18 protein-coding genes are annotated in these 15,509 nt (G+C 60.2%); 8 read left to right on the top strand and 10 right to left on the bottom strand.

The window, feature by feature from the left end:
* Positions 1-156: 156 nt before the first annotated feature.
* Genes tatC through hisA form a run of 4 tightly spaced genes read left to right on the top strand, consistent with a single transcriptional unit; the run spans position 157 to position 2,899 of the window.
* Positions 157-909: a twin-arginine translocase subunit TatC gene (gene tatC / locus BMZ40_RS07910; protein ID WP_092374087.1), complete on the top strand. Its 753-nt coding sequence runs from the start codon at positions 157-159 to the stop codon at positions 907-909.
* Between the two features lie 51 nt (positions 910-960).
* Positions 961-1,551, top strand: a complete 591-nt coding sequence (gene hisB / locus BMZ40_RS07915; RefSeq protein ID WP_092193770.1) for an imidazoleglycerol-phosphate dehydratase HisB — start codon at positions 961-963, stop codon at positions 1,549-1,551.
* Complete coding sequence (locus BMZ40_RS07920; RefSeq protein WP_092373832.1) at positions 1,548-2,171, top strand: hypothetical protein; 624 nt, start codon at positions 1,548-1,550, stop codon at positions 2,169-2,171. Before hisB ends, BMZ40_RS07920 begins: the two co-directional genes overlap by 4 nt.
* The gene (hisA, locus tag BMZ40_RS07925) at positions 2,168-2,899 is read left to right on the top strand and encodes a 1-(5-phosphoribosyl)-5-[(5-phosphoribosylamino)methylideneamino]imidazole-4-carboxamide isomerase (RefSeq protein WP_092373834.1); all 732 of its coding nucleotides are present in this window, start codon (positions 2,168-2,170) and stop codon (positions 2,897-2,899) included. Before BMZ40_RS07920 ends, hisA begins: the two co-directional genes overlap by 4 nt.
* Before the next feature lie 82 nt (positions 2,900-2,981).
* Here the strand turns inward: hisA and BMZ40_RS07930 are convergent, their stop codons facing one another.
* From BMZ40_RS07930 to yihA, 9 genes are all read right to left on the bottom strand, one after another.
* The gene (locus tag BMZ40_RS07930; protein ID WP_092373836.1) at positions 2,982-3,191 is read right to left on the bottom strand and encodes a hypothetical protein; all 210 of its coding nucleotides are present in this window, start codon (positions 3,189-3,191) and stop codon (positions 2,982-2,984) included.
* 9 nt (positions 3,192-3,200) lie between these two features.
* Positions 3,201-3,827: a uracil phosphoribosyltransferase gene (upp, locus tag BMZ40_RS07935; protein WP_092373838.1), complete on the bottom strand. Its 627-nt coding sequence runs from the start codon at positions 3,825-3,827 to the stop codon at positions 3,201-3,203.
* A 195-nt stretch (positions 3,828-4,022) separates the two neighbouring features.
* The gene (locus BMZ40_RS07940) at positions 4,023-4,334 is read right to left on the bottom strand and encodes a Na+/H+ antiporter subunit G (protein ID WP_177193078.1); all 312 of its coding nucleotides are present in this window, start codon (positions 4,332-4,334) and stop codon (positions 4,023-4,025) included.
* 12 nt (positions 4,335-4,346) lie between these two features.
* Complete coding sequence (locus BMZ40_RS07945) at positions 4,347-4,616, bottom strand: K+/H+ antiporter subunit F (RefSeq protein WP_092193775.1); 270 nt, start codon at positions 4,614-4,616, stop codon at positions 4,347-4,349.
* The gene (locus BMZ40_RS07950) at positions 4,610-5,098 is read right to left on the bottom strand and encodes a Na+/H+ antiporter subunit E (protein ID WP_092373843.1); all 489 of its coding nucleotides are present in this window, start codon (positions 5,096-5,098) and stop codon (positions 4,610-4,612) included. The genes BMZ40_RS07945 and BMZ40_RS07950 overlap by 7 nt, the downstream gene beginning before the upstream one ends.
* On the bottom strand, positions 5,095-6,591 hold the full coding sequence (locus BMZ40_RS07955) for a monovalent cation/H+ antiporter subunit D (protein WP_092373845.1): 1,497 nt from the start codon (positions 6,589-6,591) through the stop codon (positions 5,095-5,097). The genes BMZ40_RS07950 and BMZ40_RS07955 overlap by 4 nt, the downstream gene beginning before the upstream one ends.
* Entirely contained in the window at positions 6,588-6,917 is a 330-nt protein-coding gene (locus BMZ40_RS07960) for a Na+/H+ antiporter subunit C (protein ID WP_092373847.1), read from the bottom strand. The genes BMZ40_RS07955 and BMZ40_RS07960 overlap by 4 nt, the downstream gene beginning before the upstream one ends.
* Positions 6,917-9,712, bottom strand: coding sequence for a monovalent cation/H+ antiporter subunit A (locus tag BMZ40_RS07965; protein WP_092373849.1), 2,796 nt, complete (start codon positions 9,710-9,712; stop codon positions 6,917-6,919). Before BMZ40_RS07965 ends, BMZ40_RS07960 begins: the two co-directional genes overlap by 1 nt.
* A gap of 183 nt (positions 9,713-9,895) precedes the next feature.
* Positions 9,896-10,492: a ribosome biogenesis GTP-binding protein YihA/YsxC gene (gene yihA / locus BMZ40_RS07970; protein ID WP_092373851.1), complete on the bottom strand. Its 597-nt coding sequence runs from the start codon at positions 10,490-10,492 to the stop codon at positions 9,896-9,898.
* A 104-nt stretch (positions 10,493-10,596) separates the two neighbouring features.
* Between yihA and BMZ40_RS07975 the strand changes: the two genes are divergently transcribed.
* The 4 genes from BMZ40_RS07975 (at position 10,597) to BMZ40_RS07990 (ending at position 14,739) form a co-directional block, all read left to right on the top strand.
* On the top strand, positions 10,597-11,409 hold the full coding sequence (locus tag BMZ40_RS07975; protein ID WP_092373853.1) for a hypothetical protein: 813 nt from the start codon (positions 10,597-10,599) through the stop codon (positions 11,407-11,409).
* Positions 11,410-11,412: 3 nt separating this feature from the next.
* Positions 11,413-11,865, top strand: a complete 453-nt coding sequence (locus tag BMZ40_RS07980) for a type II 3-dehydroquinate dehydratase (RefSeq protein WP_092373855.1) — start codon at positions 11,413-11,415, stop codon at positions 11,863-11,865.
* Between the two features lie 45 nt (positions 11,866-11,910).
* Positions 11,911-12,468 (top strand): elongation factor P, encoded by a 558-nt coding sequence (efp, locus tag BMZ40_RS07985; RefSeq protein WP_092373857.1) that lies wholly within the window; start codon positions 11,911-11,913, stop codon positions 12,466-12,468.
* Between the two features lie 87 nt (positions 12,469-12,555).
* Complete coding sequence (locus tag BMZ40_RS07990; protein ID WP_092373859.1) at positions 12,556-14,739, top strand: DNA translocase FtsK; 2,184 nt, start codon at positions 12,556-12,558, stop codon at positions 14,737-14,739.
* Between the two features lie 455 nt (positions 14,740-15,194).
* Here BMZ40_RS07990 and BMZ40_RS07995 read toward each other — a convergent pair whose 3' ends face one another.
* Positions 15,195-15,437 carry a DUF1653 domain-containing protein gene (locus tag BMZ40_RS07995; protein WP_092373861.1) on the bottom strand — a complete coding sequence of 81 codons (243 nt, stop codon included), beginning with the start codon at positions 15,435-15,437 and terminating at the stop codon, positions 15,195-15,197.
* Positions 15,438-15,509 lie beyond the last annotated feature (72 nt).

Consider the following 15,509-nt stretch of genomic DNA (forward strand, 5'->3'; position numbering starts at 1 on the left):
TCGCCCACGGAAGATTCCGCCGACCCCGAGCCTCCCTTACCGGAGTCTCAGGACGCTGGGGACGCGGTCGAAAGCACTTCCGACATCGAGCCCAAGGGCGATGGTAGTGTCGCCGAGGCCAAGGCCGAGCCCGAAGAAGAGGAGCCCGTGCATGAGATGACGTTCACCGAGCACCTGAATGAGCTTCGGGTGCGTTTGGTGCGATGCATCATCGCGGCTTTCGTGGGCCTTCTGGTCTGTTACGCGTTTGCCGAGCAACTCTTCATGATGCTCATGCAGCCGCTTATCACGTTGCTCGAACCATCCGGCGGCTCGCTCATCTACACAGGTCTGCCCGAGGCCTTCTTCACCCACCTCAAGGTCGCGGCCATCGCCGGACTGTTCGTGGCCAGCCCGTACATTTTCTATCAGCTCTGGATGTTCATCGCTCCCGGTCTTTACGAAGGGGAGCGAAAATACATGATCCCCATAGCCTTGTGCTCGGCCCTTTGTTTTGTGGCCGGGGCTCTTTTCGGGTATTATGTGGTATTCCCGTTTGGTTTTCAGTTTTTTCTGGGTTATGCTTCGGATGTCATCAAGCCCATGCCCTCGGTCAGGGAGTATTTCAGCTTCTCGACCAGCATGCTTTTTGCGTTCGGGTTTATTTTCGAGTTGCCACTTTTCATGTTCTTCCTCTCGATCCTTGGGATCGTGACGCACCAGACCCTGCGCAAATATCGTAAGTTCGCCATATTGGGGAGCTTCGTCGTGGCAGCCGTGCTCACTCCGCCGGATGTTGTCTCCCAGTCGCTGATGGCCGGGCCGCTCTGCATTCTGTACGAAGTAGGCATCTGGGTAGCTTATGCGTTCGGCAAGAAGCGAAAAGAGTCCCCGGCGGAAGATGACGCGACGGCGGAAGCCAAGGGATAAAACCAAGGCCGGGCTTCAGAGCCCGGCCTTTTTTCACTGTAAGGAGACGTTATGCATCCTCGTACAGGCCGTATCGATCGAGAGACCCGGGAAACCCGGATTTCCGTGGTTGTGAATCTCGACGGAAAGGGTGTCTGCTCGGTGCAAACAGGGTTCGGATTCGCCGACCACATGCTTGATCTTTTGGGCCATTGGGCCGGTTTCGATCTTGAGATCTCCTGCAAGGGCGATCTGCATATAGATGCGCATCACTCCCTGGAGGACATCGGCTTGTGCCTCGGTAACGCCTTGAGCATGGCCCTTGGAGAGCGCCGGGGCATCGCCCGGGTAGGGTGCGCGAAGGTTCCCATGGACGAAGCCCTGACCGAGGTCTGTCTCGACCTTTCGGGACGGTCCTATCTGGTGTACGAGGAAAACGTCCTGCCGGCCGTTATCGCCGGAGAGGAAAAGGATCTGTGGCGTGAATTTCTGAAATCCCTGGCGTCCAAGGCGGGCATGAACCTGCACGTGCGCATGCTTTACGGACAAAACGGGCACCATCTGCTGGAATCGGTATTCAAGGGACTCGGCCTGGCTCTGCGTCAGGCCGTGCGCGTGGAACGCGAAGACGTGCTCAGCACCAAAGGAGGTCTCGACTCATGAGATACATCATTCCGGCTTTGCTCTTTTTATGCACGGCCTGCGCGGGCACCGCGCACTGGCCTGCCGTCGAGCCCAAGGCCACCCTGGCCGTGGCTCATTTTGTCCATGCGCAGCATGACTGGGAGCTCATGGCCGGCGTACTCCCGGATGAGGTTTCGGTTATTTCCGAAGAGGTATTGGACTCCCTGGACGACAAACTGGCCGCCATCCTGGATAAAAGCGAGGCGCGCACGGTGATGCATGCCGCCACGGTCAGACAGTGCGAGGAGATCGTGCAGGCCGGTAAGGAAAGACCACGCTTCGAGCCCCTTGACTACTGGAAGAACGTGGGAACCTGCATCAAGGCCGACTTTCTGCTCGTGCCCTTTGTTTCCCAATGGCAGGAGCGCGACGGCGGCGAATGGGGCGTGACCCGTCCGGCCAGCGTGACCCTGGATCTTTACCTGATCAACATGGCCACCAGTGAAGTGCGGCGCTATCATTTTGAAGAGGAGCAGCAGGGCTTGGCCGAAAATCTGCTCAAAGGCGGGCGTTTCTTCAAACGCAAGGGACGCTGGATCACGCCGCTTGAAATCGCGGCCGAAGCTTTGGAAGAAGGGACGAGGGTTCTTGGTTTATGAATATATTTCCGGCAGTTGACATAAAAGACGGCAAGTGCGTGCGCTTGCGGCAGGGTGTCGAGGATCAGGTCACGGTTTTTTCCGACGACCCGGTGGCCATGGCCCGGCAGTGGGTGGAGGCGGGCACCAGATGGCTGCACGTCATCGATCTCGATGGCGCGTTCAGCGGGACGCCGCGCAACATGGAACTGATTCGCGAGCTCTGTTCGGCGGTCTCCATCCCGGTACAGCTCGGCGGCGGCATTCGTAGCGTCGAGATCGCGGGCAAATATCTCGAAGCCGGGGTGACGCGCCTGATCATCGGCACCGTGGCGCTGGAAGATCCCGAATTGTTCAGCGAACTCTGCCAAACCTACCCAGGCCGCATCGGGGTTTCCCTGGACGCCCGCGATGGCAGGCTCAAGACCAAGGGCTGGGTCGAGGACGCAGACAAGACCGTGGCGGATGTCGTTCCCGAACTTGAGGCGGCGGGGGCCGCTTTTTTCATCTACACCGACATAAGCCGCGACGGGATGCAGTCCGGGGTGAACATCCCGGCTCTTGAAGCGCTGCTGGCCATGACGGACAAACCCGTGCTCATCGCCGGGGGCATCTCCACTCTTGAAGACGTGCAGGCCGTGCATCCCTTGCGCGAGAAAGGTCTGGCCGGAGTCATCACCGGCAAGGCGATCTATGCCGGGAGCCTTGATCTCAAGGCTGCCCTGGACTGGTTGGCGGCCCAGAACTAGCGTTTTCAGCCTTCAGATGACAAAAAACGCCCGGTCGGATGATCGGGCGTTCGTTTTTTTGTTGCAAAGTACGCGAGAATGATCAGAACGGTTTGTCGAAATCCTCGTTGTCCACGTCTGCGTACTCCATGTAGTCGGCGGCCGCTTTGAGGAACACGCCCATCGAATCACACAAGTTCTTGACGGCCATGCTGTAGGTCAACTTTTCCTCGGGGGTCTTGGCCTTGGCCATGGCCTTGAGGGTTCTCTCGATCTCCACTGACAGTTCGTCCATGAGTTTGTCGGAAATCACGTCAGACTCCTATTTCGTTCCGAAGATCTTGTCTCCGGCGTCGCCCAGGCCGGGCAGGATATATCCGTTTTCATTCAGGCGTTCGTCAACGGCCGCGACGTAGATGTCCACATCGGGGTGTGCTTCGGTGATCCGCTTCAGCCCTTCGGGAGCCGCGACCAGAAAAAGGCCGCGGATGCTGGTGCAGCCTGCGTTCTTCAGGCAGCGGATGGTGGCGTCGAGGGTTCCGCCCGTGGCGAGCATCGGGTCAAGGATGAGGGCCATGCGCTTGCCTATGTTCTTGGCCAGCTTCACGTAATATTCCACGGGCTGGAGAGTCTCTTCGTTGCGGTAGAAACCGACGACGCTGACCTTGGCGCCAGGAATCAGATCAAGAACGCCGTCCTGCATGCCGAGTCCGGCGCGCAGTATCGGCACGACGGTGATCTTCTTGCCCTTGATGACATCCACCTCGACGGGTCCGGCCCATCCTTGTGCGGTCTTTTTTTCTGTCTCCAGGTCCTTGGTGGCCTCGTATGTCAGCAGTCTGGCGACTTCGGAAGCGAGTTCCCGGAAATTCTTGGTACTGATGTCATGTTTGCGCATGAGTCCGAGCTTGTGCTTGATGAGTGGATGATCCGCCACGAATACTGCCATGTGAGTCTCTCCTTGCCATGGTCGAAAAGATTGGTGCGCTGGGCTGCTTGAAAAATGTGCCTCTTCCTATTCTTCCCCTCCGGTCCGGTCAAGACGACGTTTGGAGTCTTAAAATCCGCCACACCGGAGCGACGTACGGCGCCGGTCATTGAACCTGGGATTCGTATTTCGGGCGTTCCTGCGTGTCGCCAAATTTCAGGATTCGTCCTTGGGTCCACCCGGGCTGCGCAGGTGCAACGCCGAGCGGGCAATGAGATAGGCGCTGACCGGGGCGGTGGCGAAAAGAAAGAGGGTGATGAGCAGTTCGTGCAGGCTCAAGGCATGCTCCTGTCCGCTGAAATGCAGGACAGACGCGATCAGGATGCCGCCGACACCCAGCGTCGTGGCCTTGGTCGGCCCGTGCAGCCGGGTGAACAGGTCGGGCAGCCGGGCCAGTCCGATGGAGCCGATCAGGGCGAAAGCTCCGCCGATGAGCAGAAAGAGGGAGATGAGCGTTTCACTGAGCATGTTTGGCAACTCCTATTCGATGATGTCGCCGCGCAACAGGTACTTGCACAGGGCCACGGTTCCGATGAAGCCCATCATGGCGATGAGCAGGGCCGCCTCGAAATATTCGGTCAGGTTCTGGTGGATGCCCAGCAGGATCAAAAGGGCGATGGTGTTGATGGCCATGGTGTCCAGGGCCAGGATGCGGTCCGGAAGGGTCGGCCCGGCAAAGAGCCTCCAGAAATTGAGCGTCAGGGCGGCGGCTATGCAGAAAAAGGCCACCGTGATGGCAGTGGTCAGCATGGGAAGATCTCCTTCAGGGGCGCCTCGTAGCGCTGTTTGATGCGGTTCACGAGCAGGGCTTCATCATCGAGGTCCAGGACGTGAATGAGCAGGCTGCGCCGATCCTCCGTCACTTGCGCGGAAACAGTGCCCGGAGTGAGGGAGATGGTGTGGGCCAGCAGGGTGATGGCGAAATCGTTTTTCAGGTCCAGGGGCAGCCGGATGAACGCGGACCGCAGGTTTCCTGTCGGGCCGAGTATGAGGCGGGCCACCGTCAGGTTGGCGACGACGATGTCCCAGAAAAATACGGCCAGATAGACGATGAGGGTCAGCGGACGGCGCATGCACGGTTGATCGGGCCAGAACCTGATCGTGAACAGAGGGATGGTGACGGCGAGCAGCGCTCCGAGGACAATCTGCCCGGGAGCCGCCGAATTCACGAGCAGAAGCCAGATCAGCAGCAGGAACAGGCTGAACATGGGTTGCGGCAGCCATCTTTTCATGGGGTTCCCCTTCCGAGAACGGCGTTGACATAACTGTCCGGAGTCAGGAGCTGTCCGGCCGCCGCGTCGGTGTACGTGGTGACGGGGCCGGCCATGACAGACAGTGCCACGGCGGTCAGAATCAGCGTGGCGGCGGGTGCGAGCCGCGACCACGACACCGGGGGGCCGCAAAGAGGATCGCCCTGGGTCTTCCAGAAGAGTATGCTGCCGCATCGACCCAGCGCGATGATTCCTAAGAGGCTGCCGCCAAGGACGACACACCAGAGCCAGGCGGCAACCGGAGCCTGCGCGGCATTGAGGAGCAGCAGTTTGCCGATGAATCCGGACAGCGGGGGCAGCCCGGCGATGGCCATGGCGCCAAGGAGAAAAAGCGATCCCAGCAGGTTCGGGCGAGACATGGGCGGGCCCGGCTCAAGCACGTCCCCCGCCGGTCCGCGCTGGCGTGCCAGATGATCGGCGAGCAAAAAAAGTCCGGCGGTGACCAGGGTTGAGTGCGGCAGATAATAGAGGCTCGCGCTTATCCCAGCCGCGTTCCACAGGCCGATGCCTGCCAGCAGGCTGCCGACGGAGACGATGACCAGCCAGGCCAGGAGCACCCGCAGCCGCCTGCTGCCGAGGACGCACAGCGATCCGGCGGCCAGTGTCGCAAGGGCCACGGGAAAGAGCAGCCCTGCCGCTTCGGGAACGGGGCCGTGGTTTGTGAAGATGAGCGACTGGGTGCGCAGGATGGCATAGACGCCGACCTTGGTCATGATGGCGAATAGCGCTGCCACGGAAGGCAGTACGGCGGCGTAAAGACCGGGCAGCCACAGAAAGAGGGGCAGGATGGCTGCCTTGAGCCCGAACACGGCCAGAAGAAGCAGGCCTGCTGCGCCCAGCAGCGGGGCCTGATCCGGAGTGCTGCCGGCCACCTTGAGCGCGAGGTCAGCCATGTTCAGGGTGCCGCAGACTCCATAGATGGTGCCGAGGGCGATGAGGAAAAGACTTGAGCCAATCAGGTTCAGGACCACGTAGCGCAGCGCGTTTCGCGTACGCTCGGGGCCCAGGCCGTGCAGCGCCAGACAATAGGACGCGATGAGCAGTATTTCGAAGAAGACGAAAAGGTTGAAGAGGTCGCCGGTCAGGAATGCACCGTTCAAACCAAGGACCTGCAACGGGAAAATGACGTGAAAATCGCGTCCGAGCTGGTCGTCCCCGTTACAGGCATGGAGCAGGACGGGCAGGGTCAGGAATGCGGTCAGCACGAGCATGAGGGCGCTCAGCCTGTCGAGCACCAGGACAATGCCGAAGGGCGCGGGCCAGTTGCCGAGTTCGTATGTGTCGATGTGCCCGGTTTCGGCCCTGGCCAGCAAAAGCAGGGTCGCGGCGAGCAGCCCGCAGGCCGTCAGGATGGAAATCAGGCGCTGCGCGCCGATGCCTTTGCGCACCAGCAGAAGGTTTGTCATGCCGGCGGCCAACGGCAGGAGCAGGGGGATCATGATCAGATGGTTCATGGTTTTTCGTCCTCTCCGTCGACTTGGTCGGTGCCCAGCTCTCCAAGGGCGCGCAAGGCCAGGATGACCACGAAGGCGGTCATGCCGAAGCCGATGACGATGGCGGTCAGGACCAGCGCCTGGGGCAGGGGATCGGCCGTGGCTCCGATGCTTGTGGCCAGAGGCGGAGCGCCTGTAGTCAGGCGGCCGCTGAAGAAGAGGAAGAGGTTGACCGCGTAGGACATGAGCGAGAGCCCGAGAACCACGGAGAAGGTCCGGGCGCGCAGCGTCAGGTATGTTCCGCAGCCGACGAGTACGGCGATGATCAGGGCGGCGAGGGCTTCCATCAGCGTATCCTTGCGGGGCGGGTTTTGCGCCTGGTCAGTTTGCCCAGATTGGCCAGGATGAGCATGATCACACCGACGACGGTCAGGAAAACGCCCAGGTCGAAAAGCATGGCGCTGGCCAGTTCGAATTCTCCGACAATGGGCAGGCTGACATGGCCGAAGGTGGAGGTCAGGAAGGGATGGCCTGCAAGCAGACTGGCGGCTCCTGTCGCGGCGGCCACGAGCACGCCGACGGCGATGAGCGGATGGAAGGGCATCCGCCACTGCCGCTGGGTCCAGGCGGTGCCGTTGGCCATGTATTGCAGAATGAGAGCCACTGCCGTGACCAGGCCCGCGATGAAGCCTCCCCCGGGCGCATTGTGCCCGCGCAGGAACAGGAAGACCGAGACCAAAAGGGCGAGCGGCAGCAGGAATCGGGTCATCTGCGACAGGATGAGCGGATGCGGCTCGGCGGCCCAGGGGCGACCGTCCTGGTCGTGCTTCGGAATCGGCAGGCGCAGGTTGTCGAGCATGGCGAAGATACCGACGGCGGCCACGGCCAGGACTGTGACCTCGCCCAGGGTGTCGAAGCCGCGAAAATCCACCAGGATGACGTTGACCACATTGGCCCCGCCACCGCCGGGGATGCTCTGTTCCATGAAGAAGGTGGAGATGGAGTCAAGGGGGCGGGTCAGCATGCCCCAGGCCAGCAGTCCGCATCCGGCCCCGGTGCCCGTGGACAGGACAATATCCTTGAAACGTCCGGATGGGCGGGATCGCGGTTTGTGCCGCCGGGGAATGAAAAAGAGGGCCAGCAGCAGAAGCATTATGGTCACCACCTCGACGCTGAGCTGGGTCAGGGCCAGGTCCGGAGCGGAGAAACGCACGAAGACCAGGGCCACGAGCAGGCCGACCACGCTTAGGGCCATGATCGCGGACAGGCGATGCTCGTGCCAGAGCACGGTCAGCAGACCGGCGGACATGAGCAGCAGCGCGCCCATGAGAGACGGGGCATCGATGGGTGTGAGAGGGAGTGGGCCGGTGATGGCGGGACCGGCGAGGGGCAGAATCATGACCAGAGCCGCCACGCCCAGGAGCAGGGCCGCCGAGCGTTGCATGGAGCCGTTGTCCACGCCGTGCAGGAAGGCGCGTGCGCATCGGATCAGGGCGTCCTCGGCGGCATGGAAGAGGGCGGCCGCATCGGGAGCAAGGGGTAGGCGTTCGTGCAGGGCGAAGAGCTTGCGCCGCATTCCGTAGACGGCAAACCCGCCTCCAAGGGCGACGAGGCTCATCAGCAGCGGCGTGTTGAAGCCGTGCCAGACGGCCAGGCTGTATGGCGGCAATGCTTCGCCGGTCACGCTGGTCGCGGCCAGATCCAGCAGCGGACCCACGGTCAGGGCGGGCAGGATGCCCACCAGCAGGCACGCTCCGGCCAGGATCTCCACCGGAATCTTCATGAAGCGCGGCGGTTCGTGTGGCGGAAACCTGGGCAGATCGCGGGGCGCGCCGTTGAAGAAGACATCGTGAATGAAACGGGCGGAATAGGCCACGGCAAAGATTCCGGCCAGGGTCGCGGCGGCCGGGAGGACCATCCACGCGGGGCCGAGTAACTGGACGTGCAGGGTTTCGGCAAAAAACATCTCCTTGGACAGAAAGCCGTTCAGAAGCGGAACTCCGGCCATGGCCGCGGCCGCGATCATGGCCAGGGTCGCGGTGTGGGGCATGTATTTCCAGAGCCCGTTCAGGCGTCGCATGTCGCGGGTTCCGGTTTCGTGGTCAATGATGCCTGCGGCCATGAACAGTGAGGCCTTGAAGGTGGCGTGGTTGATGATGTGGAACACTCCGGCCACAGCAGCCAGCGGCGTGTCCAGTCCGAAGAGGAGCACGATGAGGCCGAGGTGGCTGATGGTCGAATAGGCCAGGAGTCCTTTCAGGTCATGCTGGAAGATGGCGGCATAGGCGCCCATGAGCAGCGTGGTCAGACCTACGCCGCTCACGGTGAAAAACCAGAGATCCGTGCCTGACAGGACCGGGTAGAGTCTGGCCAGCAGGAAGACCCCGGCTTTGACCATGGTGGCCGAGTGCAGATAGGCGCTGATGGGTGTGGGCGCGGCCATGGCCCTTGGCAGCCAGAAATGGAACGGAAACTGCGCCGACTTGGTGAAAGCGCCGATCAGGATGAGTAGAAGCGCAGGAACGTAGAGCGAATGGGCTCGGATGTGGTCTCCTTGCGCCAGAATCTCGGAAATCCGGTATGTCCCGGCCATCTGCCCCAGGAGCAGGAATCCGGCCAGCAGGGCCAGACCGCCCGCGCCGGTGACGATCAGGGCCATGCGCGCGCCCTGTCTGGCGTCCGCGCGGTGCTGCCAGAAGCCGATGAGCAGGAAGGAGGAAAGCGAGGTCGACTCCCAGAAGATGAGCATCAGGATCAGGTTGTCCGACAGCGCCACGCCGAGCATGGAACTCATGAACACGAGCAGCAGCCCATAGAGGCGGCCCATGGGATCCTTTTCCGAGAGATAGTAGCGGGCATAGATGATGACCAGCAGCCCGATGCCCGGCACCAGCAGTGCAAACAAGGCGGCCAGGCCGTCCATGCGCAGGGACAGATCGAGTCCGATGCCGTGCAGCCAGTGCAGATGCATGGACGCAGGAGAGCCTTCAATGGCCTGGATGTGCAGGGCCAAGGCCAGCATCAGGGTGCATGCGGTGATAGCCATGGCCACCCAGGTGCAGACGTCGCGTCCGAAGCGAATGGTCATCGGCGGGAGCATGGCTCCCAGGAGTGGGAGCAGGATGAGAAGGAGAACGTTCATGCCTGAGCTTAGATGTTCAAAACGGACTGCGTCAACCAGACAGTGCAAAATAAAACATGTCAACCTGCGTCATTGTTTTGGGGAAATGGCGCGCAGGTTTTTCTGAGATGTTTTTTTGGTGTCGGACTGGATAAAAAACTGTTCAATCACAAAATAATTTCGTATTGAACCATGCACAAATTCTTATTCGTGAGGCTGCACTGCGGAAAATTTTTCAAGGAAGAATTGCCAGAGTTTGTCGATATTCATGCCGGAATGGCTGGAGATGAGCAGAGGTGGCTTTTCCGTTCCGAGGAGTCGTTGCCATGCGGTCTGATTTGCGCTCCGTACAGGTTGCTTGCATTTATCGGCCTTGGTCATCACGGGGAATACATCCATCCCTTGAGCCCTGATGTAGGTGATCAGCTCTATGTCGAGGGCCTGTGGCGGGAGGCGTGAATCAAGCAGGGCTACTACACCAAAGAGGCGAGGGTTGTTTTTCAAGTATCTGTTGATGAGCGTGGCCCATTTTTCACGTTCCGTTTTGGAGCAACGGGCATATCCGTATCCCGGAAGATCAACGAGATAGAATTCTTCCGGGCTGACCCTGTAAAAGTTCAGGCTGCGGGTTTTGCCGGGGGTGGAACTGATTTTCGCAAGATTTTTCCGGCCGGTGAGTTTGTTCAGCAGGGACGATTTTCCAACATTGGATCGTCCGGCAAGGGCGAGTTGAGGAAGCGGCATTTCTCCCAATTGATCGATGGTGTAGATTGTCTTTTCCAAAATTACGGTGCTGGGCATGAAACTACCATTTCCTGGGGCTAGGGTTCTTGACGAAATGCGTTTTGATCAGGCAGTGATAGAAAGAATTGTCTTGGTTATCAATAATTAATTGGAGGCATACTATGCGTGCGTTGCTCGTGCTCTTGAGCGCCGTCTTTATCTTTGGGGGGTGTTCCAAGGAAGTGAAGTTGGTTTCGGCCAATTCCGCCCAGGAACCCATCCGGGTTGAGGAACAAGCCACTGTCGAATTGCGTCTGAGTGAAATGGACCTGATCAAATACGTGGATGCCGACACCGGGATATGGACCGAGGCCAGGAACGCAGGTCTGGTCAAGGTCTTCAACAAGATCCTGAACAAGGACATAGTCATCGTGCCCGTGGCCGGGATGACCCCGCTTGGGCGCATGGACGGTGCTTTCACCCAGAGCGGTCTGCTCAATACCCAGGGAGATCCGGAAACCGGAGACCTGGTCCAGAGCTTTCTGATCTCGGCCAGTTTCGTGGGCGACCTGAGCCTTGGAGGCCAGATCATCTCGCTGGAAGAGGATCGCTATATCGCGGGCATGCATGACGTGCTCTATGCCATGCTCTATCAGACGACACCCGAATCCCTGCCGTCCTATGTGGCCATTGCCGAACCTGTCGGCGAACTCGGAACCAGCTTTTACCGCGTCATCGGCATGGCCGAAATCAAGCAGCTCATGCAGGACACCGTCGCGTTGCCCAAGGAGCAGGGCGGAGCTACGGGCGTGTTGTGCAACCTTGAGATCATCGTCAGCGACCGCGAGGTCGAGGCAGGCGATCGCATTTTTCTCATGAACGTCGATGTCGCCGCCCTGGATCCGGATGCCGTCATCGCCCAGGACGAGCCGGACACGGTTGTGGTCCTACCGCCGCATTCCGATACCGTGAGCGAGCCTTCGGAGCAGAAATAAGCCATGGAGCTCGTGGTCATAAACGGGCCCAATCTGGGTTTTCTGGGACAGCGGCAGCCGGAAATATACGGAACCGAAGGTATGGACGCGCTCCCGGGCCTGGTTGAAAGATTGCTCGGAGAAGACGCGGGACGCATTCGCCTGACGCTGTTTCAGTCCAATTCCGAGGGCGCACTCATCGATCGTCTGGAAGAGGCGTGGAAGATCAAGAGCGACGGAATCGTCCTCAATGCCGGGGCGTACACCCACACCAGCCTTGCCTTGGCCGATTGCCTTGCCTGGACCGGGCTTCCCTGCGTCGAGGTCCATCTGAGCAACGTGCACGCCCGTCAGTCCGCCATGCGGCACACAAGTCTCATCGCGCGGCACTGCATAGGGGCTATTGCCGGTTTCGGCATTATGAGCTATGCGCTCGCAGTCCAGGCGCTTTGGCAGCGTCTGGCCGTCCAGCCCTGAGGCTGCCGCCGGCAGGGACAAATCTATGGAGGAAGCAAGGCAAGCATGTTAGCTACGAGTGATTTCAAGAAAGGCAAGAAGATAGAGATTGACGGCGCACCGTGCGAGATTCTGGAGTGCAGTCATTACAAGCCGGGCAAGGGTGGTGCGTTCATGCGCACCAAGTACCGCAACCTGCTCACCGGATCGGTGGTCGAGCAGAATTTCCGTTCCGGGATCAAATTTCCCAAGCCGGATCTGGAAGTCCGGGAAATGCAGTACCTCTACAATGAAGGCGAAAGTTATGCCTTCATGGATATGACAACCTTCGAGCAGATTTCCGTTCCCCACGATCTCATCGGTGAAAAGGGCGGCTACCTGAAAGAGGCTCAGGCCTACAAGGTCATGCTGTATCAAGGTCGTCCGCTTGATCTGGAAATGTCAGGCTCCGTTATCCTGGAAGTGACCATGACCGATCCCGGCATGAAGGGCGACACGGTTACCGGCGCCTCCAAACCCGCGACCCTGGAGACGGGGATCGTGGTCAACGTCCCGCTTTTCGTCGAGATTGGAACCAAGATCAAGGTCAATACGGAAACGGGCGAATATCTCGGCCGCGAATAGATTGGTTGATCGACAGCATCCAAAAGGCCATGGAGAGCGCTCTGTGGCCTTTTGTTTTTGCAACTGTCCCAGTATGGAAAAAAACGCATGACTAAAGACGGCAACAAGCTCGTACGGGAAATTTGTGCGCTGGTCTTTGCCTGTTCACTGGCACTTGTGACCCTGGCCCTGTATTCCTTTTCTCCCGCCGACCCCGGATTCAACCATCAGGCCGTGGCCGGTCACAAGACGCAGAACCTGGTCGGCACCCTGGGCGCATACGTGGCCGGAGGACTGGTCGATCTGTGTGGCATGGCGGCATGGCTGTGGCCCGTTTTCTTCGCCTTGGCTGCGGCGATGCTCTTTTTTCCGAATTTTCGGCCGCACTGGCTGCGCTGGACCGGCGGCATCATGCTGGCGATCCTGATTCCGGTCTGGGCGCATTTCGCGGTCCTGCGCCTGGACCTGCCCGGATCGGGAATGATCGGCGGAGGTTTTGTCGGGCGGACCCTGTATGCGCTGCTGCAGCGCGTCTTCGGCAATTACGGCTTCGTCCTCGTTGCAGTCTGCCTTACCCTCATCGCGGGCAGGTTGCTTTTTGGCATGTCGTACCACGCTCTGATGGAAAAGTGCGCGGCCTGGCTGGCTCCGTTGCGGCGTCTGTTTCAAGGATTTCGGGCCTGGCGGGCCGAACGCTTCACGCAGGTCCCGGCCCCATCCTCCCCGCAGCCTCAGCGCTCTCCCGTCAAACCGCGCAAACCCGTAGATGAGACGCGCAGGGAAGAACCCCGGATCATTCCCAAGCCCCAGCCCAAGACTGCAAAACCGGCGACTCCCGTCCGGGCGCAAACTACCCAGGGCAGCCTGCCTCCCATAGATCTTCTGGCCCCGGTTCCGGCCTCGCGCATTTCGATCCCCAAGGCAGTCCTGGACCGTCAGTCCCAGGCCCTGACCGCCTGCTTCGCCGACTTCGGCATTCAGGGCGAGGTACAGGGCGTGCAGCCCGGACCGGTCATCACCATGTTCGAGTTCAAGCCCGCGCCGGGCGTCAAGGTCAGCCGCATCGCCAATATGAGCGATGATCTGGCCCTGGCCCTGAAAGCCCGGGCCGTGCGCATCGTGGCCCCGCTGCCCGGACGCGACACGGTGGGCATCGAGATCCCCAACGAACAACGCCAGATCGTCTATCTGCGTGAAATCCTCGATGACCCGGCCTTCGCCGACACCAAGGCCCAGCTGCCCCTGGCCCTGGGCATGGACATTCAGGGCGTGCCCAAAATCGCCGATCTGGCCAAGATGCCGCACATGCTGGTGGCCGGCGCCACCGGCGCGGGCAAGTCCGTATGCCTGAACTGCCTGCTCCTGAGCATCGTCTACAAGCACGACCCGGAGCACGTGAAACTGCTGCTGGTCGATCCCAAACGCATCGAACTGGCCGTCTACGGAACTCTTCCGCATCTGGTCCATCCCGTGGTCACGGACATGCATCTGGCCAAGAACGCGCTGGAATGGGCGGTCTATGAAATGGAGCAGCGCTACGAGGCCATGGCCAGAACGGGCGTGCGGCACATCACCACCTACAACCAGAAGCTTGCCGAAATGGGTGACGACCGCCCCGAGGACATGCGCGATCTCAAACCCTTCCCCTATCTGGTCATCGTGGTCGACGAGCTGGCCGACATGATGATGACGGCGGCCAAGGAAGTGGAAGGCAGCATCGTGCGTCTGGCACAGCTGGCGCGCGCTTCGGGCATTCATCTCATCCTGGCCACCCAGCGCCCTTCCGTGGACGTGGTGACCGGCATCATCAAGGCCAACTTTCCCTCGCGCATCGCCTTTCAGGTCAGCTCCAAACATGACTCGCGGACCATCCTCGACGGCATCGGCGCGGAATATCTCCTCGGACACGGCGACATGCTCTTCAAGCTCAGCGGCGGCAACATACAGCGCGTGCACGGCGCTTTCGTGGGCGATGACGAGATCGCACGCGTGGTCAAATACTGGGAGAAACAACGCCCGCAGCGTTTCGAGCTGGATTTTGCCGAGTGGAACACGGCAGGCGAGAGCGGAGGCGAAGGCAACGGCGGGTCCAGCGACGTGCTCGACGACCCCAAGTACGCCGAGGCCATCGATTTCGTCTCCGACCAGGGCCGGGCTTCCATCTCCATGATCCAGCGCCGTCTGCGCATCGGCTTCAACCGCGCGGCCCGCTTCATCGAACAGATGGAAATGGATGGCATCATCGGACCACAGGACGGCAGCAAGCCCCGACTGGTGCGCAAGAAGGATTAGGGGAGATGCCTCCGGCGGGCAGGGGACGCGTCCCCTGCACCCCATTTAAGGGGGGAAGGGGCGATATCGTTGACGAATTCCGCTTCGATTGAAGCTGCTGGGATCTTTAACGGACTTCCCGCATTGGCTCAAGCGTGTCGGCTCGGTTCGGACAAGGCCTGTCGGCTGTCTGACTGAGCCAGACATCGTTTGTTTCCCGGCCGTTTCGCGCACGGGGCAAGAAAAAGGGTAAGAGCTCAAGGCCGGGAAGCATTACGAGGTCGGCAAAGGAGTTCCGGCAGGCCTTGTCCGAACCGAGCCGACTCGCGTTTTTCGCATCCGGCGCAAAAGGGATGTCTCCGGCAGGCCTTGTCCGAATCGAGCTGACTCGCGTTTTTCAGGTGTGGCACGAAAACAATGTGCCCGAACCGAGCCGACACGCGCCTTCCGCATACGACGCGAAAGTGTTGTGCCTGTCAGGCTTCGTCCAGGAAGGTGAAACGTGGCTGCGTTTTTCCGTTCCGCTCGAGGAGTTCCGTGAACATGGACAGCGGGCGCACCCACAGGCCCGTGTCGTTGTAGAGTGGGCGGTACACCACCATGTCCTCAAGGCCCTCGCTGTGTCTGGCCACATCCAGGACCTCGTATTCTTCTCCCTTGAAATGCCGGTAACGACCGGGCAGCAGCAGGGTTTCGTTCTTGTCGCCGGAACTGGACATCGGTTTTTCCTTTGTTTCGGGGTTGAAAATTCATGCAGGCATTCAATGAATTTCTTCTTTGGCATCATGGAA

The organism is Desulfomicrobium apsheronum, assembly GCF_900114115.1.
GTDB lineage: Bacteria > Desulfobacterota > Desulfovibrionia > Desulfovibrionales > Desulfomicrobiaceae > Desulfomicrobium > Desulfomicrobium apsheronum.

Coding starts and splice junctions, on each gene's coding strand:
- BMZ40_RS07940 (WP_177193078.1), bottom strand. CDS start 4,334: ATGCTCAGTGAAACGCTCATCTCCCTCTTTCTGCTCATCGGCGGAGCT.
- BMZ40_RS07975 (WP_092373853.1), top strand. CDS start 10,597: ATGCGTGCGTTGCTCGTGCTCTTGAGCGCCGTCTTTATCTTTGGGGGG.
- BMZ40_RS07955 (WP_092373845.1), bottom strand. CDS start 6,591: ATGAACCATCTGATCATGATCCCCCTGCTCCTGCCGTTGGCCGCCGGC.
- tatC (WP_092374087.1), top strand. CDS start 157: ATGACGTTCACCGAGCACCTGAATGAGCTTCGGGTGCGTTTGGTGCGA.
- BMZ40_RS07960 (WP_092373847.1), bottom strand. CDS start 6,917: ATGGAAGCCCTCGCCGCCCTGATCATCGCCGTACTCGTCGGCTGCGGA.
- BMZ40_RS07980 (WP_092373855.1), top strand. CDS start 11,413: ATGGAGCTCGTGGTCATAAACGGGCCCAATCTGGGTTTTCTGGGACAG.
- hisB (WP_092193770.1), top strand. CDS start 961: ATGCATCCTCGTACAGGCCGTATCGATCGAGAGACCCGGGAAACCCGG.
- efp (WP_092373857.1), top strand. CDS start 11,911: ATGTTAGCTACGAGTGATTTCAAGAAAGGCAAGAAGATAGAGATTGAC.
- yihA (WP_092373851.1), bottom strand. CDS start 10,492: ATGCCCAGCACCGTAATTTTGGAAAAGACAATCTACACCATCGATCAA.
- BMZ40_RS07965 (WP_092373849.1), bottom strand. CDS start 9,712: ATGAACGTTCTCCTTCTCATCCTGCTCCCACTCCTGGGAGCCATGCTC.
- BMZ40_RS07945 (WP_092193775.1), bottom strand. CDS start 4,616: ATGCTGACCACTGCCATCACGGTGGCCTTTTTCTGCATAGCCGCCGCC.
- hisA (WP_092373834.1), top strand. CDS start 2,168: ATGAATATATTTCCGGCAGTTGACATAAAAGACGGCAAGTGCGTGCGC.
- BMZ40_RS07950 (WP_092373843.1), bottom strand. CDS start 5,098: ATGAAAAGATGGCTGCCGCAACCCATGTTCAGCCTGTTCCTGCTGCTG.
- BMZ40_RS07995 (WP_092373861.1), bottom strand. CDS start 15,437: ATGTCCAGTTCCGGCGACAAGAACGAAACCCTGCTGCTGCCCGGTCGT.
- BMZ40_RS07990 (WP_092373859.1), top strand. CDS start 12,556: ATGACTAAAGACGGCAACAAGCTCGTACGGGAAATTTGTGCGCTGGTC.
- upp (WP_092373838.1), bottom strand. CDS start 3,827: ATGGCAGTATTCGTGGCGGATCATCCACTCATCAAGCACAAGCTCGGA.
- BMZ40_RS07920 (WP_092373832.1), top strand. CDS start 1,548: ATGAGATACATCATTCCGGCTTTGCTCTTTTTATGCACGGCCTGCGCG.